The sequence below is a fragment of the Cohnella abietis genome (assembly GCF_004295585.1).
Taxonomy (GTDB): Bacteria; Bacillota; Bacilli; order Paenibacillales; family Paenibacillaceae; genus Cohnella; species Cohnella abietis.
The window spans coordinates 4,939,023-4,960,550 of the sequence record NZ_AP019400.1; the positions used below are offsets into that span (position 1 = coordinate 4,939,023).

A 21,528-nucleotide genomic window follows, 5' to 3' on the forward strand; every position below is an offset into this window, starting at 1 on the left:
TATGCTATCAGATGAACGATCTCGGATCTACATGCCACTTATCCATAAACATCCGATAGTTCCGTTCGACAAGCAGCTGCTGCTCTGCAATTCCTTCCCTTTTGAAGCTTGCGCTCCCCTCATGGTAAATTAACGTATCATGGCACACGAGAAGGCTGTAGCCATGAAGTCTGGTACGCAAGCAAAAGTCATCATCCTCATAGTGACCAGGTGAAAATCGTTCATCGAGAAGCCCAATTTTTTCTATGAGACTGCGATTAAACACAAAACAAATGCCTACAATTCTCTCGACCCTTTTCCACTTTGAGTGATCCTGTATGTTGACCTCAGATGCAATTCTCTGAAATTCCTCGACATCCTCGAAAGGGTAGTGAACCTGCTGTGATCCGCTAGCATAATTCGTGACTGGTCCCACGATTCCCACATCTGAGGAGCTGTTGAGTGCGGCCGTCATATTGCTTAACCAATTAGGAGTTACGACTGTATCGTTGTTAAGTAAAACAAGGGTATCCCCGGAGGAAAGCCGCAAGCCTTTGTTGCAAGCAATGGGAAAACCTTCGTTACGAGGAAGCGATATAAAGGCAAGCTTCTCCCGCCTGCACCATTCAGCGCTTCCATCGGTAGAAGCATTATCTACAATAATAATTTCGTAAGGTGTGTCCGTGTATTTACGTATGGAGGAAACACAATTTTGAAGAAGATCGAGACGATTGTAAGTTGGAATAATGATAGATGCTTTTGTCATTGCTCCCAATCCCCCAATACGCTTCGGTTACGTACGGAATCGGTAAAATCCAACCGACTGCCCCTTGTACCCATCGCCTCTGTCCATGCCTCTACATGATCACCCGCTGCTATTTGCCAGTTCTGCTTAGATGCAATTAGTCTGTTAGAATTTCTGTTGCTTGCTGAGCCTCCCGTACCAATCTTTAGACCATTCAAGATAGCTAGAGCATGTGCTTTGATTGGAACGGTAAAAGCCGCAGCCCCAAGTGTATCTAAAGCATTTCGAGAGACGGCAAATGGTAGCGAGGACAAACAATTAATGCTTAAATCCTCTCGATTCAAGCTCCTGTTCAGAAATTCATGAAACCGCTCGGATTCTCCTCTACGATTGAATAACCCCATCTGCGCGGTAAGGTCGTTAAGCGCGATATCAACCCGTCCATCGCATTCCCATAAAAAACGGGCTAATATGTCCGAGTGAACAGGATGCTCGCCGTCAACAAAAAGCACCGTATCCGCACCCGTTAATTTAGCGCCCAGAGCCCGTCCGACGTCCGGATTAACCTCATCAGGCAAATAGGCGATTATCATGTTTTTATGGTTTCTTGCGAGAGAGTAAATCTCCTCATTCGTGTTCGCAAGCACAATAACAATTTCATGAAGAGGAAGAGCCTCCAACTGAGCTAGCACCCCTTTTGGAGCCGGTGAATGAGGTCCAACAAAAACGACAGCAGCAGCCTTATTTCGCAGTGGCACTGGCGATACTGTAGCATAGATGCCAGCACCCTTCATAAATCCCGCAGCATAGCTTTTTCCTCTTTGTTGTACATGGCGCCATGCCGCCGTTATATTGCGTCCTTCATAGAACCTTTTGCTCCACCGCTGACGAAGTGCCCCTTTGAGACGCTCTTGGCTAACATTTTCAGATGAGGTGCTTCTCCATGCCCTACCCTCTTTTACACCTGCCGAATGATCGGGTAAATGAGATTTCGTAGTTGAAGCACGTTTTAATCGTACCCTCCTCTTTGAAGGGGGGATTTTAACTATTTTCGAGGAACGGAGAGGTCGTTTGGTTGCTAGCTGTTTTTTGCGCATTTGGTTATCTCACCATCCATCTTTGACGGACCTCGTCCTCATACCCGCCCCTGGAATCTGTATTTCTCAGCCACCAATGAATGGCTTCTAAGTGGTCCCCTACGATAATGGGTTCTAATGAATTTTTACGCTCCCGCTTCGTGCGCATCGGATTCAACTTTCCAACGTTGACATGGATGACACGTTTAACGCTAAGACCTTCGCGAATGGCCATTGTATGAGCCAAGGGAGGTACAGATAATGCTGATGCTCCTATAACTGACAAAGCCCTTCTACTCATCGCGTGAGGGATTGCTGTCATAGAGGCACCTTCCAGATCAGATCTGCCTAACAATGCATTTAAGGCGTGCTTGGCGAGAATCACACCATGAACAACTGTTTTTTTAACTGGACCTGAATAATCATTTAAGGCCACATCTACTCCATTAGCTACTGCATCAACAAAGACCCTAAGCTTAGCAGCAGGTATAATCATATCCGCATCAATGAATAGCAATATATTACCTTGAGCTTCCCTTGCCCCCAATGACCTTCCAACATCATGGCCGAGAGGATGATCGTAAAGGATTACCTTTGCACCGCTTTTCCTGGCAATGTCCAGCGAACCGTCGGTCGAGCCGTTTACAACCACAATGACTTCTACGTGGGGGTGCACCAAAGAAGCTTCTCGGATGACTCTTTTGAGTGTTTTTCGCTCATTCATGACTGGAATAATGACCGAAACGAACGGAGCCGTCCTAGGATCAGAAGTAGCAGGAGGATTGGGGATTTCTGATTGCTCACTCGATCGTATCGAGCGACTTAAAGACACCCTGCGTCTGCCTCTAACCCTCCCGGACTTAGCAGAACGAGAGCCGTTCCTCCCGATTTTTTTCGCCAATCCATTCACCCCCCCTCAGGATCGGGCAACGGTATACATGACATTGTATGTGTGACGTGTCCATTCGCAACGGCATATGTACAGTTTCATACGTTTGTATCGAGCGATTAAATGAGTATAAGGAACCAAAAAACTTATACTTTCACTCGTTCAACAAAGGCTCCGTTCTTATTTCGCGCTACCCTAAGAGGTAAGCATGAAATTGAACGGAGCCTTTTATAACTCACCTTATTTACCTTTGTGCTTGGTTACCTATTGCTATCCATTGGATAAATCCTTTTGGTTCAGGTCCTAACCGCGTGCGGAAAACAATTAGCTCGACTTCATGCGGACGCTTGGTACCGAGAATACAGCTGCAAGAAGGGTGGTCAGACATTGCAATTAATGTATAGGAATTGTCCGCGTATGGTGTAGGAAAAGGAACAATTAAGCGCATCGACTCCATTCCACCCTGAAAAACATACTGTTGGTTCCCAAACAACATACCAACACCAGGTAATTGTGTGATAACCGGAGTAAATGAAAGCTTATCTGCACCCACGCTGCCATTAGCTAGATGTTCGCTCGTTACGCTTCCTGCCTCTAGCTTCGCTCCGCTCACGCTTCCATCCGCTAGGTGCTCACTCGCTATGCTTCCTGCCTCTAGCTTCGCTCCGCTCACGCTGCCATCCGCTAGGTGCTCACTCGCTATGCTTCCCGCCTCTAGCTTCGATCCGCTCACGCTGCCATCGGCAAGGTGCTCACTCGTTACGCTTCCGACCTCTAGCTTCGCCCTGCCCACGCTGCCATCGGCAAGGTGCTCACTCGTTACGCTTCCTGCCTCTAGCTTCGCTCCGCTCACGCTTCTATCGGCCAAATGCTCACTCGCTACACTTCCCGCCTCTAGCTTCGTCCCACTCACGCTGCCATCCGCTAGATGCTCGCTCGTTACGCTTCCTAACTCAAGCTTCGCTCCACTCACACTGCCATCCGCTAAATGCTCGCTCGTTATGCTTCCTAACTCAAGCTTCGCTCCACTCACACTGCCATTGGCCAAATGCTCACTCGCTATGCTTCCTGCTTCTAGCTTCGCTCCGCTCACGCTGCCATCCGCTAGATGCTCGTTCGCTACGCTTCCTAACTCAAGCTTCGTCCCACTCACGCTGCCATCGGCAAGGTGCTCACTCGCTATGCTTCCTGCTTCTAGCTTCGCTCCGCTCACGCTGCCATCCGCTAGATGCTCCCTCGTTACGCTTCCTACCTCTAGCTTCGCCCCACTCACGCTGCCATCCGCTAGATGCTCGTTCGCTATGCTTCCTAACTCAAGCTTCGCTCCACTAATACTGCCATCTGCCAAATGGTCGTTGCTTATGCTTCCTAACCAAATCTGCGCTCCACCAACACTTCCAACAGATAACTGCTCACTTGTTATGCTATTACGTTCAAGCTTCGCTCCACTCACGCTACCATCCGCTAGATGCTCCCTAGCTACGCTTCCTGCCTCTAGCTTCGCTCCACTCACACTGCCATCAGCGAGATGCTCCCCAGATACGCTTCCTACCTCTAGCTTCGCTCCACTCACACTGCCATCCGCGAGATGCTCCCCAGATACGCTTCCTACCTCTAGCTTCGCTCCGCTCACACTGCCATCGGCAAGATGCTCCCTAGCTACGCTTCCAGCCTCCAGCTTCGCTCCACTCAGACTTCCATCCGCGAGATGCTCCCCAGATACGCTTCCTACCTCTAGCTTCGCTCCGCTCACACTGCCATCCGCTAAGTGCTCACTCGTTACGCTTCCTGCCTCTAGCTTCGCTCCACTCACGCTGCCATCCGCGAAATACTCACCTGTTACGCTTCCTACCTCTAGCTTCGCCCCACTCACACTGCCATCCGCCAGATGCTCGCCCGCTACGCTTCCAGCTTCTAGCTTCGCCCCGCTCACGCTGCCATCCGCTAAGTGCTCACTCGTTACGCTGCCCGCTTCCAGCTCCATCTTTATATCTGTTGGAGCTGAAGCCACAGTTTGAACTTGCTGTAACTGATTCAACAATTGCTGCAGATCAGCACTCAGCTTCGTGCTGCTCACACTGCCATCCGCTAGCTGTGCTTCTGATACGGCTTGCGGCTTGAAATGACTGGAGGTTATCGTTTGCTCCCCTAAGTGGTAACCAAGAATGGAACGTGGAATGATGTGAGATGAGCTTATGCTACGTACAGAGATTTTCTCAGCGTTAACGGCCCCTGGTGCCAGTTGCGTCGCTCCGATGCTTCCTTCAGTTAATTTCACAGACGTAATAGAGCCATCAGCAAGCTGCTCCGTGCCTACAGATCCTAAAGCCAGCTTCTCAGAGCTTACTGCACCTGCCATTAGTCGTTCTTCGGTAATTTGATCTCCTACAAAGGTTAGAAATTGGAACAACGGAGGAGAAAGACTTTCTACGGTTACGGCTCCTAATCCGAGCTTAGAATTGGTTATGGCATTGTCGGCAAGCTGACTCGTTCCGACGCTTCCATCCGCTAGCTTTCCGGTAGTTACTGATCCGTCGAACAGCTTCTCACTCGTTACACTAGAATCACCAAGGATTTCAGAAGTCACCGAGCCACCAGCTAGTTGGTTAGTTCCTATGCTCCCGATAGCAAGCTTCTCAGTCGTAACCGATCCATCGTTCAATTTAACTGATGTAACGCTTTTATCCGCTAATTTTTCCTCAGTCACAGAGCTATCCGACATCTGGCTCGTTCCGACACTGCTGCCCGCAAGCTTATCAGTCGTTATTACCCCATCCATAAGCTTAGCGGTCGTTACACTCTCATTAGCCAAAACATCCTCAGTGACAGCTCCATAGGACAATTGTTCCGTCCCGACGCTTCCCCTCGCAAGCTTCTCTGTTATTACTGCTCCGTCGGCAAGCTTCGTGTCCGTTACACTGCCATCTATTAGATGATTGGCTGACACAGAGTCGGCTGCCAATTGGCTTGTGCCAACAGCCCCCTCTGCTAGCTTCTCGGATGTTACTGCACCCGTTGCCAGCTTTTCATTCAACACACTGGAATCTGCTAAAATATTCGCTGTGACCGAGCCCCATACTAGTTGGTCCGTACCAATACTACCTAGTGCAAGCTTACCTGAAGTTACAGCACCATCAAGCAGCTTATCGCCCCGAACACTAGCATCTGCCAAAATTTCCGCAGTTACTGAGCCTGCTGCCAATTGATCCGTTCCTACGCTGTTATCAGCAAGCTTATCCGCTGTAATGATACCATCTCTAAGCTTTGAAGCTGACACGCTTTGGTCCGCGAGAATCTCAGCTGTAACCGAGCCTTCCACCAATTGACTGGTGCCCACACTGCCTCCAGCCAGCTTATCAGTCGTTACAATGCCATCAAGGAGCTTATCAGTAGTTACACTGCCCTCTGACAAAATATCCGCAGTTATTGAGCCTAGAACTAATTGATCGGTTCCAACACTTCCATAAGCAAGCTTTTCCGACGTAACTACTCTGTCTTCCAGCTTAGCAAGCGTCACACTTCCATCCGCAAGGATATTCTCGGTTACTGAGCCATCAGCCAATTGAACAGTACCCACGCTTCCCGCAACAAGCTTTTCCCCAGCCAACGAGCCATCAACTACTTTAGCTCCTGATACACTGTGATCCCCTAGGATGTCAGATGTAACCGAGCCCGCTGCCAATTGCAGCGTGCCCACGCTACCGTCTGCTAGCTTCTCTGTGGTAACTGTTCCATGGGCTATTTTAACACCTGTAATATTTCCATCTTTAAGGATATTCGTTGTGACGGCGCCTTCCACTAGCTTCTCGGTTCCGATACTCCCATCAGCCAGCTTTTCGGCTGTTACAGCACCATCACCAAGCTTAGCACAGGATACGCTCCCGTCAGCCAGGCTATCCTCCAAGACCGATCCATTCAGCAAGTGTCTTGCTTCAATGCTACCGATAGCTAGCTTCTCCGACGTAACTGCTCCATTAAGTAGCTTCGCAGTTGTGACACTTTCATCCGCCAGTATTCTAGCTCTAACAGATCCGGTTACAAGCTGACTCGTCCCGATGCTCCCGACTGCCAGCTTTTCAGAGGTTACTGCTCCATCAGCAAGCTTAGAGGTTGTGACGCTTCCTCCTGCTAGAATTTCTGCAACAACTGAGCTGTCAGCTAGCTGCTCCGTTCCGACTCCACCAATCGCCAGCTTCTCGGGTGTAACCACGCCATCGGCTAGCTTTGCAGCTGTGACGCTTCCATCCGCTAGAATGTCCGCATTTACCGAGCCAGCTTCCAGTTGACTCGTTCCCACACTTCCATTCGCTAGCTTATTTGCAGTCACCACGCCGTCGCCCAGCTTCGCTCCCGTTACACTACCATCACTGAGGATGTCCGATGTCACTGAGCTTTCTGACAAGTGCACTGTTCCAACACTATGAATCGCTAGCTTTTCTGACTTAATTGCGCCATCTGCCAGCTTCTCAGAAGTTACCGCTCCTGCAACCAGTTTATCTGGAGTAACACTTCCATCCGCCAGCTTTTCCCTAGACACACTTCCGTCAGCCAGCTTCACTCTTGTTATTAAACCATCCGCTAGCTTTTCCTCAGTAATTGTTTTCTCCTTGAGATGTACCGCACTTACTGCATTCGGCTCTAATCGCTCAGAATCGATACGACGTTCCCCGTTCTTGGCGAGATCCAACAAATCAGGCGCTAGATGGGAGACTGACACCGTACCCTTACGCAGATGGAAGCCATGTACGGCTTCCGATTTCAGATGCTTGCCGCTTATGCTTTCTATTTGCAAGTGCTCCGAATTTACGCTTAGCGGGGCCAGCTTATTAGAAGTCACGCTGTCCTCAGCCAGTTTATCCGAAGTAATCGCGTGCTTAGCAAGAGTCGCTTCATGGACGCTACCCATTGCCAAATGTGCGGCACCGACGGCTCCCTCGCGCAAATGCACAGAATCAATTAAGTCGACCTGTAGATGTGCGGACGATATGGCCTGGTCAGCGATATGCTGCTCCTTTACAGAGCCAGCTTGAAGCTTGCTGCTATCGATGCTTTTCGCTGCTAGCTTGTTTACCGTTATTATGCCGTCATTAAGATGAAATTCGCGGAGGCTTTTCTCGCCCAAATGAACACTGAGAATAGACTGCTCAGCAATATGACGGCTTTCCACCGCACTTGATACGATATGCTGGGCCTTAACCGACCCATCTGCTAGCTTATCTGAGGTAACTGCGCCGTTCGCCATACCGGCAGTCGTTACGGCTCCTTCACCTAGATGAATTTGCTTGATAGACCTAGGCTTCAAATGCTTGGAGGAAACAGCTGCTTCGGCTATCGCCCGCCCAGATACTGCCCCGTCCTGCAATGCTTTTTCATAAACTGCATTTGCGTCCAGCTTTGCGGAAGTAACACTATCATCAGCCAGCTTGGCAGTCGTAACGGCTAAATCGGCCATTTTATCTGTTGAAACACATTCTGGGGAAAGCTTTAAGGAAGTGATCAAATGATCCGTTAAATGATGCGAGAATATAGAACGTACTCCAAGCTGTCTCTCTCCGACGGCACCTGGAGCTATATTTTTCTCCGTCACCGCTTCGATTTGCAAGGCTCCAGTGCTTACTGATCCGTTCGCTAAATGAACTGATTCAACAGCACCCTGCCGAACGTGACGGCTATCTATAGAATCAGAAGCCAGAGCACCACCCATGACCGCTTCTACTCCGAAGTGATACGGTTTAAGCGACCCGGCCGCCAATTGCTCTGAAGTTACACTCTCCGAGGAGAGATGCTCTGTTTTAACTGCCGCCGAAGCCAGATGCTTACTTCCAACGGAATGATCTCCGAGCTTAACCCCAGTAACCGATGAATCCGCCAGCTGAGAAGCTCCAATCGCGCCATCCACTAGATGGGAAGCATGCACTGCATTTTTAGCAAGCTGTCCCGCCCCGATCAAGCCTTCCTTCAGATGCTCTCTCCGGATCGATTGATCAGATATATGCCGACCTTCAATCGTTTTCTCCGTTAAATGTCGGGGACCAATGATGCCTTCAGCTAGCTTATCAGATAAAATACTTCCCTTGGCCAAATGCTTGGATTGCACAGCTTCATCAGCAATTTTGCCAGAAATAATACTCTGATCCGCAAGCTTGGTCGAAGTAACAGCATGATCAACTAGCTTAATAGTAGTAACCGATTGCTCAGCCAGCTTTATCGCTGTTATTGCACCCTCTACCAAATGCTTTGTTTCAACGACCCCGTCGACGAGATGGTTGCCTTTTATTGCTCCCATACGTAGATGCTCGGATTGGACCGAGTTTAAAGACAGCTTGCTTCCCAGCACGGACTGATCGGCGAGCTCGCGTGATCCGACCGCTCCCTCGGCGAGATGCTCCGCCACCACGGCGAGCGGAGCCAAGTGCTTTCCCTGCAGCACTCCAGGGGCCACGTGATCAGCTAGAACTACACCTTCAGTCAGATGCTGGCTCTCTATCGCCCCTCTAGCCACTTTATCCTTTGTTACTGCACCGTCACGAAGCTTGGATGTGGCTACAGATCCTTCAGCCAATTTGGAAGTATCAATGCTTTCGTTGGCCAAATTTTCGCTTCTTATGGAACCACTGCGGATTTTTTCCGAGGTGATGATCTGGTCCTGAAGCAATTCAGATGTAATGATGGATAGATTTAAGTGCTTAGACTGTATGGAGCCCTCGGCGATTTTGTCTGAGCTGATCGTTCTGTCGGCCAGCTTCTCCGAGGAAACACTGCCATCACGCAGCTTCTCACCGGTAATGGAGCGATCACGGATTTTTTGCCCTGATATAGAGTTTTTCGTTAGATGATCCCCAACGACGGATTCTGGTGCTAATTTAGATGAAGTAATGGAACCATCCGCTAATTTTATAGCCGTTACTGAAAAATCCGCCAAAGAGTTCGTAAATACAGATTCAGTGGCCAAATGCATAGCCTCAATCGCAAAAGGAGCGAGCTTCTCGCTAGTAATTGACTCATTAGCAATATCGTCCGTGTAGACAATCGGGGCCGGGCGGGAAGGCATCCGTTTTTCTTCAAGCTTCAGATGTCGCTTTTCCTTTTCTAGCTGCTCCCTCGCCTCGATATCCTCTTGCAATTCTTGTTCGGCAGAATCCTCGTTTAGTAAAGCAACCAAGGCATCTGTAGAATTATGAGATTCCGTCTGCAATGATTCGACGACCGAAATAATATCGGGTATCTCTACAGCAGTGGATAATTCTAAAGCTGGGGGGAGAACCATTGCAATAGCAACGATTTCCTCAGCTTCCTCATTGGAGGAAATGAATTCTGAAGGCTGCGATAATTGTGCCTCTGAAGGCTGTTTAGCTGGCGCTTCAGCCACAGGTTTCAAGGAACGTACTCCACTATCTCTGGCATTAACACGACTTTGCTTGCTCTCGGCCTGACTTTCCGCCACCGGTGCTGGAGCAGCCGAACCATGAACGGCTATCGACTTGGCGTTTGATTTTTGTATGTCATCCAGCCAATTCAGCTCGAGCTTGTTCGGATTGTCGACGTAATAAAGCGGCCGGCGCGATTTGGGTGTCTTACTCGCCTTGTTCTTTTTCATGTCTTTCTCCTTCCTAATCATCAAAATCTTCAGTATCATATGCATTCACCCATGGGCACGTCACGAGGATGGGCAATTATCTCTACTTAAGCCTTAATTAAATAGCTTCTCTCAGTCTGATATTCGTTGCTTGCTGTTAAAAAAAAATGGAACTGCCCAGCACCACGTGAATAGACTATGCATTGTATTTTCTTTCTTCCTGCAGAGGAAATATCCACATATTCGTTTTTTATATTTCTTCGTTTACTTTTTCACTTTTCGGGCGTATATTTAAATCAGATCAAGTTTTGCCCTAGGGAAAATTAATGTCCCTGACGCTACACTTGTTACCCTGTACAACACGAGCAAAGAGGTGCATGAAAGATGAAAGAGGATCTGGCTATTTCTAAACCACAATTAACGTCAGCTGCGTCTGAATCTCCTAATAACACTGGCTGGAAGAGGGAAAGAGTAAGCGCCTCGCTGCCTGAAGCTTTTCGTTCCGTCAAAATTCCAAAAACCGGCTCCACCTTCCGTAAATTTCTGGCGTTTGCCGGTCCAGGATATATGGTTGCCGTCGGATACATGGACCCTGGTAATTGGGCAACGAGTTTAGCAGGCGGTTCACAATTTGGATATACCTTGCTTTCCGTCATTATGATCTCCAACTTGATGGCCATTGTTCTCCAAGCCTTATCCGGGAAGCTTGGTATCGTGACCGGCCGCGACTTAGCACAGGCTTGCCGAGATCACTATAGCAATCCCGTTAACTTCATGCTGTGGATCTTTTGTGAGATTGCTATCGCCGCTTGTGATTTAGCTGAGGTTATCGGTGCTGCTATTGCGTTAAATCTTTTATTTGGTATCCCGATACTTTATGGCGTCATATTAACTTCATTGGACGTACTCATCATCCTTTTTCTACAGAAAAAAGGCTTTAGATATGTAGAATCTCTGGTCATTGCCTTAATCGCGACAATCGCCTTATGTTTTGCTTTTGAGCTTATTTGGTCAACACCTAATATGGGCGACGTAATGAGAGGATTTATCCCATCAACAGAAATTATCAAAAATCCTGAAATGCTATATATCGCTATAGGTATTCTCGGTGCAACCGTCATGCCTCACAATCTCTATCTTCACTCTTCAATTGTGCAAACTCGTGAGTTTGAGCAAACGGCGCTTGGCAAAAGGCAAGCGATACGTTTCTCCACCTGGGATTCAACAATTGCTTTGTTTTTCGCCCTATTCATCAATGCGGCGATCCTTATTATTGCAGCAGCAGTATTCCATACTGCTGGACGAACCGATGTTGCTGAAATTCAGCAAGCTTACCACTTGCTCGCTCCTATGCTCGGAACGTCATTCGCTGCCATTCTATTCGGTGTCGCATTGCTAGCGTCAGGACAGAACTCAACCTTAACTGGAACCTTAGCAGGACAGATTGTAATGGAAGGGTTCCTGAATATCCGCCTAGCCCCTTGGCTACGCCGATTAATTACTCGTATGATCGCTATCATTCCTGCAGTTATTGTTACGGCTATATATGGCGAAAGTGGTACGATGGATCTGCTGATTTTAAGCCAAGTTATTTTATCTCTGCAATTATCCTTTGCTGTTGTTCCGCTAGTTCAATTCACAAGCGACAAGAAAAAAATGGGGCAATTCGTAAACCCCATGTGGCTCAATATTTTAGCTTGGTTCGTTGCCATCGTAATAATGGGATTAAACTTATATTTGCTCTACCGCACCTTTTGGGGTTAAGCTGCAACAAACCAAAAAAACGTGATCAGGAGTGCCTGATTCACGTTTTTTTTGGTTTACTCCCGTTGATTAGCCAGCCATCTCTCCGCCGTATGCTGCCAAAGAAAATAGTTGTATACCCTTTCCCTTCCCCTGCGCCCCATCTCTTTCCTTAATGCTTCATTAGTCAATAAATAGCCAATGTGAGCAGCAAGCTCTGGTACAACTCCGGGAAGCTCTGGCGTAACCAAATAACCTGTTGAGCCTGGCACCACAATCTCTTTCATTCCGCCTGCTTTGGTGGCAACTACCGGTAATTCGGCTGCCATCGCCTCCAGGTTGACTAACCCAAACGCCTCTTGGCCGATGGAAGGCACAACAGCAATATCTGCCATAACGAACCAACGAGGAATTTCGTGATGAGAAACATAAGGCTGAAAATGTACATGCTTCTTAAAATGCTTTGCTTTCTTATGAAGCCTCCTCACATACCCGGTTTGGCGATGAGAGCCGTAATAAGCGCTTCCTACGATAACTACCAGTAAGTCGGGCGATTTGGCAATAAGAGCAGGCAAGGTAGCCAATAGATGGTGAATACCCTTCTGCGGGACAAGTCGTCCCACATACAGCACGATGGGGCGATTTCCCCATCCGTGAGCAGCGCGCATTTCCTCACGGACAGCCATTCCTTCTAAGGTAGATCGGCCTGGAAACCTGGCAATATCGACGCCCAGATGATTGACTTTAACTTTTAGAACCGATTGTGGCACTCTTTGCTTAATATAAGTACGGAGAAATTCACTGTTAACCTGAATTTGATCAGCTGCATGCAAACACTTGCTGCGCTGTAGTTTGCTCAAATAAGGAGCATTTATGAAAGTAGTGGAGTGCAAGTTGAGACAAATACGACTGTTTGGAAAAGATCGCTTTAAACGTGGAACCCATGAAGGACGATTCTCCACCTGTATAATATCTGGTTTAAACTTCGTTAGCCTAGCACATACTTTTTTGAAATACTGACTCTTATCCGTACCAGCAAATCTTTCGACCGTAATCCCGTTTAAATCGCCTACAGTAGCCTGACGTTTACCCCTGCGGCCATATATTCGAGCATTAACATGCGTATGAAGCCCGGGGACGACCTTCTCCACTACACGCTCCACCGAGCCCCCCATTGAGGAAGGAATCGGATAGGCTCCGGGAGTAATAAAAGCCGCTTTTAGCATTACGGTATCTCCTTACTTGCCTAATCTGACTCGACTCAATAGCATATACGAACTGGGCTTAATTAGGCACGGCAGCTGTCCCGCAAATTACGACTATTGCACTTTGTCCAACGATGTGTCACAATTCACGGGAATGTATTTTATCGATAAAGGAGTGCACGGCTGCATGACTCGTTGGCTGCTGCGCATGATGACGGAACTGTCCTCACGCAAATTTCTGTCCCGCATTACGGGACGTTTCGCTAAATCTTCTTTGAGTCGGAGATGGATTGCCCGTTTCGCGGCGATGTACAAGATCCCGGTTGAAGACGCCGAAAAAAAGCTCGAGGAGTATCGTTCTTTGAACGATTTTTTCACCCGCAGACTAAAACCTGGCAAGAGACCTATCGACCAGTCTGCTGGAGCGTTAGTCAGTCCTGTTGATGCCATGATCACCGGATGTGGTGTTATTAAGGATGGAATGCTGCTTCAAGTAAAAGGGCAGGATTATACGATTGAAGAGCTGCTGAACAGCTCCCCACGTCAATCCCAATATCGGCACGGTTATTTCTGGGTGCTCTATTTAAGTCCGACGGATTATCACCGTATTCATTCTCCTTGTCAAGGAGAGATTGTAGAAACTGAGCATGTCCCTGGTCGAGTGTATCCAGTCAATGAATTTGGACTTACCTCGATGCGTCGTGTTCTCTCCCGCAATGAGCGGCTCGTCACTTATATTCGGCATGAGCTTGGCGAAACGGCTGTAGTAAAGGTAGGCGCTCTGAACGTCAGTAGCATTAAGTATGTGGAGCCCATGCCTAAATCCTTAGGTCGTGGTGATGAGCTTGCTTACTTCGAGTTCGGCTCTACTATTGTTCTTCTTACTGAAGACGGTACTTTGCTGCCACGCAAGGATTTGAAACTAGGCGATAAGGTTAAAATGGGCGAAAAGCTCGGCACACTAACTGTTAGGAACTAGACTTTCAACAACACTTGAATGCTATAACATAAAAAAGCTCGTTCATTTCGGCATTACTGCCGGTGAACGAGCTTTTTCCATAAACCGCTATCAAGCTCATCGGTTCATTAATACAATCTTGCTATACTCAGACCGTTGGTCACATAAAGCTTTGAATTGCTCGGGTCCCTCTTCCAAATCTTTAAGTCCCATCCATTCCTCGGTTTGGATACAGCCCTCTACAAGTAACTGAACGGCATGATTGAAATCTTCGTCGGTGTAGGTATACGCTCCTTTCAGCGTCACCTCTTGCCTAACAAGATGATTTAACGGCAGCGTAGTCTCATCTTGTCCCAAGCCTACCATAACGATAGTACCGCCGGAATTAATAAGGCTCAATGCTGAATGACGGGTTCCCTGAATACCAACGCAATCTATAATGAGATCGATGCCTTTATGGCCAAAGGTTTCAGAAACTTCTTTGTCCAATTGCTCTGGCAAAGCAATATGAGCTCCATATCTAGCTGGATAGACAAGTCTTTGCGGCTGTTTATCCGTAACAAGTATTGCCCCCGCTCCCATCTGCTTTGCTGCTTGCATCGTAAGAAGACCAATAGGCCCGGCACCGAAAATCAGCAGATTATCGAATGGACGATAGGCTAATTTTAATGCATGGATGCATACCGCAAGAGGCTCGGCTAATGAGGCAATTTCCGGTTTCATACCCGAGGGAAGCTTCGTTATACTACTTATTGGTACAGCAACGAATTGTGCGAACGCCCCCGGCCGATGAATACCGACAATTGCCCGGCTTCTACATACGTTCGGCTGGCCAAGAAGGCATCGGTCACATTTTCCACAGGATAACAACGGATTAACGACTACAAGATCACCCTTATTCAGAGTTGAATGTCCCGGTGGTGTTTCTGCTACCCGACCACAAAATTCATGCCCCATAATCAACGGTGGAGTTCTAATGGAGCTATGCCCGAGATATCCTTCGAGCTCGCTCCCACATATGCCTACTGCCTCAACCTTAAGTAGTACCTCTCCAGCTTGAACCTCCGGCATATCAATTATTTGCAAGGTTAAGTTATGAGGCCCTTCGTATACTAAGGCTTTCATACGTCCACCCCGTTAACGATATGCTTAGGACGCTGCCCAGTGAAAATCCGCTCAATTTCCAAAGCCGCATAATGCTGGAGCTTAAGCAGTGAAGCTTCGGAATACCATGCCATATGGCTGGTAACAATACAGGAATCTAGCTCTAGCAAACGATTTCCAGGCTGAATAGGCTCTTCCTCCAATACATCGAGCGCAGCTCCGGCAATTTTCCCCGCATGAAGTGCATCTGCCAAATCCTCCGTTGAGATGACTCCACCCCGTGAAGTATTGACTAGGAAAGCAGAATGCTTCATCCGCTCAAAAGTTTCTTTATTAAACGTGTGTCGTGTTTGAGCGGTTAAGGGCAAATGTACCGAAATAAAATCTGACTGTCCAATTAATTCATCCCAACCTACATGTCTAACACCATGCTTATAGAATATGTCATCCCCTAGAAAAGGATCATAAGCAGCTACTTCAATTCCGAAAGCCTGAGCACGCCGTGCTACCGCCCTAGCAATGTTACCGAAGCCCGCTAGCCCTAGTCTCCTCCCTTGTAAACCTACGATAGGCCTACACGGAGCAATTTCCCATATGCCTGCTCTAACTCGTCCTGCTACCTGTGGGAGCTTACGAACGATACCCAGGAGCAGCGTTAGCGCATGGTCAGCCACCTCTTCTATCGCGTAGTCTGGTACATTAACGACCGGAATTCCGCATTCCTTTGCAGCTTGGAGGTCAACATTGTCTACCCCTATACCATATCTGACGATGATTTTACATTTCCTCATCGCTCTAATCGCTTCCGCATCAATGGGCGCCCATTGTGTCAGCACCGCATCCGCATCTATACACAGCCTTGCCACCTCGGCGGAGCTTGTCGCTTGCCCCGTAACAAACTGAAATCCGAGCGGCTCGAGTACTGCTCTCTCCTGATTTAAGTCCGGAAAACCGGAATCTGTCACAACTACTGTATATGCCATCATTTCAATCCACCACCTTTATTTAATCAACCTCAAGCATGGCTAGTGCTCGAACTGGAGAACCATCTCTACCTCTAATCCGAAGGGGAGCCGCCATCAGGAAAAATTCGTTCGTACCGATGTCACCCAAATTAGCCAAGCCTTCGAGGATGACAATATCAGCCCCAAGCAATATATGATGAACGGGACTATAGTCAGTCGGGTTAGGAGTTGGGACATCCATTCCGATTAAGCTAATTTTGCGACTGGCTAGCCACTCTGCCAGCTCGATTGTCATGAAAGGGAAATCTGAGAAATAGTGCGAATTCGGAAATTGCTTATGCCAATCCGTACGATATATGACTCTTGCTCCCTCAGTCATCCGATCTTCATATAGAGCGAAATCCTCAACCGTTATGGGCTCCTTCGGCTGCTTGTAGCTGAGATCAACTAGTATGGCTTCACCTATACACGCTTGCAGGTCCAACTGCTCCACTGTTTTCCCATCGTCGATAAAATGAAACGGAGCGTCCAAATGCGTCCCCTGATGCGTGCTCATCGAAAGCTGCGATATATTGTAGCCAATGCTTTCCACCGTGTTGTGAACGATAACCGCGCATTTAGGGTCCCATGCAAATGTTGGCGCCCCGTGATAAATATCCATCGACAAATCTACAATTTTGCGCATGCTCCCAGTCCCCTTCCTTATTTGGCTAAATAGCCTCCGTCGACCATCAGGTCCTCTCCCGTAATAAAAGAAGCATCATCAGATGCAAGGAAGGCAACTGCACTCGCCACTTCCTCAGGCTTTCCCTGCCTGCCTAGAATGTGCATTTGTGATACCCTTCGATCTTCATCCTCGACGCTTATTCCAAGCTGTGCGCAGCTGTTCTCGAACGCTTCTGTCCAGATATAGCCAGGACAGACGGTATTCACACGTATTCCGAAGGGGCTTAAATCAATCGCCCAGCATTTCGTCAACCCTCTAATAGCGAATTTCGTAGCATTATAGGTGGCAAAGCTGGATTGCCCAACAAATCCACTGACGGACGACAGATTGATAATGGAAGCGTGTTCAGATTTCTTTAATAATGGAGTACAGTAACGAGTCATTGTCGAGGTTCCGATAACATTTACCCGCAGAATCGCTTCCCATTCCTTTGGCGTTGCATCTACTCCTTTGAAAATAAAAGCTGCTGCATTGTTAACCAGAATGTCCAGCTGCTCTCCTGTGGCCGTAAGATTAGTTATGAAATGGGATATTTCTTCCTCTTTGCTTATATCCAATTGTTGAAACATCACTGGATATCCCGTTGCCTGACTGATTTCATATGCAGTCTCGTGGCCTCCCTCTTGCAAGTCCACTAACCAAACCCTACAGCCTTCTTCGCTCAGCCGCTGGACGATTGCCTTACCAAGTCCCTGCGCTCCACCGGTAACAATTGCCGTCTTGTTAAGGAGTCCCCGCAACTTTATCCCTCCTGTCGGTCGTTATGCCCCCAGTGTAACACCAGTCCAATTTCAACGTAAACAAGTCCAATATATCCAATAAGATATTTATTTTAAAGGACATGTCCAATCCATTGCAGTAGCCCTTAGTTACCTTTATAATTTATTTATTCTCCCGAAAGGATGATCATCCTGAGCGAAATTCCTTTATACCAACAAATAAAAACGTATATCATAGAGCAAATTCATTCGGGTCGTTGGCCGAAGCATCATCAAATCCCACCTGAGCGAGAGCTGGCCCAGCAGTTCAGCGTTAGCCGTATAACAGCAATCAAAGCGATTACTGACTTGGTGGAGCAAGGTTATCTCCAAAGACATAGAGGCAGAGGAACCTTCGTGCTTCCGGTCACTGAAGAGAAAATGAACCAGAGCTCGCGGGAGGGGGATCGGATCGATTACGGTCGTGGGGCTCGAATTGGAAACAAGGAGAAATCCGGCTTGATTGGCGTTCTACTGCCCTTTTTCGAATTTCACTATGCCAATACACTGTTTGCGGGCTTGGAATCAGCATTAAGCTCATCTGGCTATCATGTCGTTATCCGGAAAATTGAGAAAGCTTATGGAGACGAAACCGTTGCAGTTCGCGATCTTATAGAGCTCGGGGTTGAGGGGCTAGCGATCGTGGCTATACAGGACGAGCATTTCATGCCCGACATCCTCCGGCTGGTGTTGGATGATTTCCCCCTTGTGTTCGTTGAAAAGAACATCCGGGATCTAAAGGCAAATAACGTCTATAGCGATACAGAGAAAGCAGGCTTTCTAATGGGGAGCTACTTAGCCGCTCAAGCAGACAATCCTGTTGGGCTGGTAACCTACCCGTCTCAATTTTCACTTGGAGTCAAGGAACGCACATATGGGTTTCAAATGGGGCTTGTTCAGAATGGCTTATCTCCGCTATCAGAGGACAATCAACTGATCGTTCCATTCGAGCTGCTAAGGGATAGAAATCAGTTAGATGAACATTTTGAATGTGCAGCCATTACAGATTTTATCACCCAGAGAACTGAGCTGAAAGCCATTGCAGCCGCTGATGCATTTCTTGCCAAGCTGGTGTGCAGAGCGTGTGAAAAGTCGGGGAGAGATGACATGAAGGTCGTCTGTGTTGACTATCCTGCCTTCCATTCGCAGCATGTCTATCCTATTGCCTATGTAGACCAGTCTCCTTACGAGCTAGGCCAATCCGCAGCTAATGTCTTAATCAGTGCCATCCATAGCCAAGAAAAACAGGAAATCGTGCTACAGCCTAAGCTTGTAGAAACCAGAGCTTAGCTGGGAGTGACACGACAATAAGGCAATCTGCACAAAGTTGTCTTTGTGTAGATTGCCTTTGTAGTCTCCAAATTGTAAGCATGCCACGAACATTTACCGGATTTCAGAGGGACTCTTTCCGGTGTATTGCTTGAATTGCCGACTGAAGAAAAAGATGTCTCTGTAACCAAGCGCATCGGCAACCTCTGTTACGTTCATTCCTGCATGCATTAGCAGGTGCTGCGCACGCTCGATCCGTGTCCGAATCATATAGGTCTGAACAGACATCCCGATCATTTCCTTGAATTTAATAGAAAAATATCTAGACGATAATCCCGCACGTTTAGCTAAATCATCAACACGATGCACAATCCCAGGATGCTGTTGTATATAATTAGCTACCTCGCGAATGCTTTCCGTCAATTGATTGCTCGCTTTGCGTTCTACAGGCTCCTGCCTGTCCTTCCGCAGCAAGTGAATAATGAGTTGCTTTAGAATGAGCTTGGCTTCTTCCTCCGCAGCGAATGTACGAACAAGGAACAGACGGACATACTTAGAGAGCATATGCTCGAAATCAAAGGTATCCTCTAATTCTCGGTAGGAGTCAGGAACAAGCTCAACAGTGTCCGACACATCAAAATGAATGTAGGTCAGAACTAACGGCTTCTGTGGATTGTGAGTAGCAGTAGGATGATCTCCCGGCTTAAACAGGAAGCAGCTCCCTTTGCCAATCGTATATTGCTTTCCGTTAAGATAAAGCTCCCCTTCTCCACTCCACACGTAAAACAAATCATAATTAGATAAAGGCTTCTCGCGTTTTTGCCATTTCCACCCGGGTTCACAGGAAATTTTGGCGAACGATGAAAGCAACACGAATGATTCCGGTGTCAAATCAAGCATTGAACAGATTCTCCTTTCATCTGGTCGGAATCTATTAATCCAATTGATTGTGCGGCTTGACGGATCTTCCTTATTCCCTTATCGATTAAATCTTCATTCAAGTGGGTAAATCCGAACAAAGCTGAAGGAACAGATGATTCACTTGGCTGCACGACATAAATAGCACCATCCCACCAAGTCACACCGCTTTTTGCACATTCCTGTACTAACATCATATAATCTTCACTCGATTTATTCCATCTAACATACACATGCAGCCCCGCGTCTGAAGGTAATACTTCAAACAAACCCTCTAAATAATAATTTATTGCCTGCCGGAGCTTTCCTTCCAGCTTACCGAAGACTCTGCGCATTCTTCGCATATACCGATCAAATCCGCCCTCCGCCATCCAGCCTGCCAGCGCTTGCTGTTCTGCAATTCCAGCCGGATAAGGATCATACAGCTGTTTGGCCATGATGAAAGGCGAGATAAGCTCCCTAGGTATGACGGCATAGCCGATTCTAACACCGACACTCATGGAGCGAGAGAACGTTCCGACATAAACGACTCTGCCTTCGCGATCCAATGCCTTTAGCGGTTCAATCGGACGACCTCCCCAACGGAAGTCGCTGTCATAATCGTCTTCAATTATCCATGCATTCCGCCGTGATGCCCAAGATAACAAAGCCCGGCGGCGCTCATAGCTGAGTACAGCACCTGTTGGAAATTGTCGCGTTGGTGTAACGAACAGGAGCTGCGCATCCCAGTCGCGAGGGATAATGCCGCTGCTATCTACTTCTTCCGCAATAACTTTAGCCCCTGTAATATTAACCGCTCTCTGGATACCCGTATAACTAGGGTTTTCAATGACTGCTGTCTTTCCTTTCTCCAGTAACAGCTGGGTGAGAAGGGCTATGGCTTGCATCGAGCCCGAAGTTACGACGATATCCTCGGCATCGCATACGATCCCCCGTTCACTCCGCAAACGGCTTGCAATGGATTGTCGTAACGACAGGCTGCCTTCTGTTGGATAATCGCTTTTCTGCCATGCAGAGCCAATACTCTTCCAATGCTGAGCAACCTCTGCTTTCCACTCCATCCATGGAAACCAAGCCGTTCCCACTCCCTCAGGGACGAAGGAAACGTCAGCATCTTGCTGAAGGGCCGCATTGTCAGAGTCTTGATTAGTCTTATTTAATGACACGATTGCTTTCTGATTCGTCGATTGATAGGAGGGCTGTAAATCCAGCAACCGACGCCCCCATGTAGAAAGTATAGGTGCTGCTGGAGCCACGCTCAATTGTTCTACGTTAGGACTGCTTGGCATCATCATCTCATCGTCATCCCATCCAGCGACGAAGGTGCCTTGCCCGACTCCCGTCTGAACGAAGCCTTCTGCCGCTAGCATCTCATACGCGACACTTACGCTTCCCCGTGACAAACCATATAAGGTGGCAAGGTTCCGAGTTGATGGCAGCTTTTCGCCGGAAGGTAAATTCCCCTCCGTAATCGCCTCACGTATGGCAAGATATAGCGCTAGATGCTTGCTTCCGCATTCGGCTAGCTTTTTCGAATACCTAAAAGGTGAGCTCACCCTGCTGCCCCTTCCGATTGGACTATTCATTTTAATGTAAATTGGATCTTTTCACTTGTC

The 21,528-nt window shown here is 47.8% G+C and carries 15 protein-coding genes; 4 read left to right on the plus strand and 11 right to left on the minus strand.

Going from position 1 to position 21,528, the window contains the following annotated elements:
• Positions 1 to 7: 7 nt before the first annotated feature.
• The 3 genes from KCTCHS21_RS21740 to KCTCHS21_RS21750 are packed head-to-tail and all read right to left on the minus strand — an operon-like array spanning position 8 to position 2,524.
• Entirely contained in the window at positions 8 to 745 is a 738-nt protein-coding gene (locus tag KCTCHS21_RS21740; RefSeq protein WP_130613331.1) for a glycosyltransferase family 2 protein, read from the minus strand.
• On the minus strand, positions 742 to 1,821 hold the full coding sequence (locus KCTCHS21_RS21745; RefSeq protein ID WP_130613334.1) for a hypothetical protein: 1,080 nt from the start codon (positions 1,819 to 1,821) through the stop codon (positions 742 to 744). Before KCTCHS21_RS21745 ends, KCTCHS21_RS21740 begins: the two co-directional genes overlap by 4 nt.
• A gap of 4 nt (positions 1,822 to 1,825) precedes the next feature.
• On the minus strand, positions 1,826 to 2,524 hold the full coding sequence (locus KCTCHS21_RS21750) for a glycosyltransferase family 2 protein (RefSeq protein ID WP_130613337.1): 699 nt from the start codon (positions 2,522 to 2,524) through the stop codon (positions 1,826 to 1,828).
• Between KCTCHS21_RS21750 and KCTCHS21_RS31230 the strand changes: the two genes are divergently transcribed.
• Positions 2,523 to 2,756 carry a hypothetical protein gene (locus tag KCTCHS21_RS31230; RefSeq protein ID WP_130613340.1) on the plus strand — a complete coding sequence of 78 codons (234 nt, stop codon included), beginning with the start codon at positions 2,523 to 2,525 and terminating at the stop codon, positions 2,754 to 2,756. The genes KCTCHS21_RS21750 and KCTCHS21_RS31230 overlap by 2 nt on opposite strands.
• A 177-nt stretch (positions 2,757 to 2,933) precedes the next feature.
• Here the strand turns inward: KCTCHS21_RS31230 and KCTCHS21_RS21760 are convergent, their stop codons facing one another.
• On the minus strand, positions 2,934 to 10,286 hold the full coding sequence (locus KCTCHS21_RS21760; RefSeq protein WP_157994096.1) for a WIAG-tail domain: 7,353 nt from the start codon (positions 10,284 to 10,286) through the stop codon (positions 2,934 to 2,936).
• 363 nt (positions 10,287 to 10,649) lie between these two features.
• Here KCTCHS21_RS21760 and KCTCHS21_RS21765 point away from each other — a divergent pair, with 363 nt between their 5' ends.
• Positions 10,650 to 12,029, plus strand: coding sequence for an Nramp family divalent metal transporter (locus tag KCTCHS21_RS21765; RefSeq protein ID WP_130613346.1), 1,380 nt, complete (start codon positions 10,650 to 10,652; stop codon positions 12,027 to 12,029).
• 56 nt (positions 12,030 to 12,085) lie between these two features.
• Here KCTCHS21_RS21765 and KCTCHS21_RS21770 read toward each other — a convergent pair whose 3' ends face one another.
• The gene (locus KCTCHS21_RS21770; RefSeq protein WP_130613349.1) at positions 12,086 to 13,234 is read right to left on the minus strand and encodes a glycosyltransferase family 4 protein; all 1,149 of its coding nucleotides are present in this window, start codon (positions 13,232 to 13,234) and stop codon (positions 12,086 to 12,088) included.
• 166 nt (positions 13,235 to 13,400) lie between these two features.
• On the opposite strand from KCTCHS21_RS21770, the gene asd reads away from it, so the two are divergent.
• Complete coding sequence (gene asd, locus KCTCHS21_RS21775) at positions 13,401 to 14,192, plus strand: archaetidylserine decarboxylase (protein WP_130613352.1); 792 nt, start codon at positions 13,401 to 13,403, stop codon at positions 14,190 to 14,192.
• A gap of 96 nt (positions 14,193 to 14,288) precedes the next feature.
• Here asd and KCTCHS21_RS21780 read toward each other — a convergent pair whose 3' ends face one another.
• The 4 genes from KCTCHS21_RS21780 to KCTCHS21_RS21795 are packed head-to-tail and all read right to left on the minus strand — an operon-like array spanning position 14,289 to position 17,707.
• Positions 14,289 to 15,296 carry a zinc-dependent alcohol dehydrogenase gene (locus KCTCHS21_RS21780; protein ID WP_130613355.1) on the minus strand — a complete coding sequence of 336 codons (1,008 nt, stop codon included), beginning with the start codon at positions 15,294 to 15,296 and terminating at the stop codon, positions 14,289 to 14,291.
• Complete coding sequence (locus KCTCHS21_RS21785; RefSeq protein ID WP_130613359.1) at positions 15,293 to 16,261, minus strand: C-terminal binding protein; 969 nt, start codon at positions 16,259 to 16,261, stop codon at positions 15,293 to 15,295. The genes KCTCHS21_RS21780 and KCTCHS21_RS21785 overlap by 4 nt, the downstream gene beginning before the upstream one ends.
• Before the next feature lie 19 nt (positions 16,262 to 16,280).
• A complete protein-coding gene (locus tag KCTCHS21_RS21790; protein ID WP_130613363.1) occupies positions 16,281 to 16,925 on the minus strand; it encodes a cyclase family protein in 645 nt (214 codons plus the stop codon).
• 17 nt (positions 16,926 to 16,942) lie between these two features.
• On the minus strand, positions 16,943 to 17,707 hold the full coding sequence (locus KCTCHS21_RS21795) for an SDR family NAD(P)-dependent oxidoreductase (protein ID WP_157994097.1): 765 nt from the start codon (positions 17,705 to 17,707) through the stop codon (positions 16,943 to 16,945).
• Positions 17,708 to 17,869: 162 nt separating this feature from the next.
• Here KCTCHS21_RS21795 and KCTCHS21_RS21800 point away from each other — a divergent pair, with 162 nt between their 5' ends.
• Complete coding sequence (locus KCTCHS21_RS21800) at positions 17,870 to 19,015, plus strand: GntR family transcriptional regulator (RefSeq protein WP_130613368.1); 1,146 nt, start codon at positions 17,870 to 17,872, stop codon at positions 19,013 to 19,015.
• 93 nt (positions 19,016 to 19,108) lie between these two features.
• Here the strand turns inward: KCTCHS21_RS21800 and KCTCHS21_RS21805 are convergent, their stop codons facing one another.
• Positions 19,109 to 19,894 (minus strand): helix-turn-helix domain-containing protein, encoded by a 786-nt coding sequence (locus KCTCHS21_RS21805; RefSeq protein ID WP_130613371.1) that lies wholly within the window; start codon positions 19,892 to 19,894, stop codon positions 19,109 to 19,111.
• Positions 19,882 to 21,468: a MocR-like pyridoxine biosynthesis transcription factor PdxR gene (gene pdxR / locus KCTCHS21_RS21810; RefSeq protein ID WP_162309360.1), complete on the minus strand. Its 1,587-nt coding sequence runs from the start codon at positions 21,466 to 21,468 to the stop codon at positions 19,882 to 19,884. The genes KCTCHS21_RS21805 and pdxR overlap by 13 nt, the downstream gene beginning before the upstream one ends.
• Positions 21,469 to 21,528 lie beyond the last annotated feature (60 nt).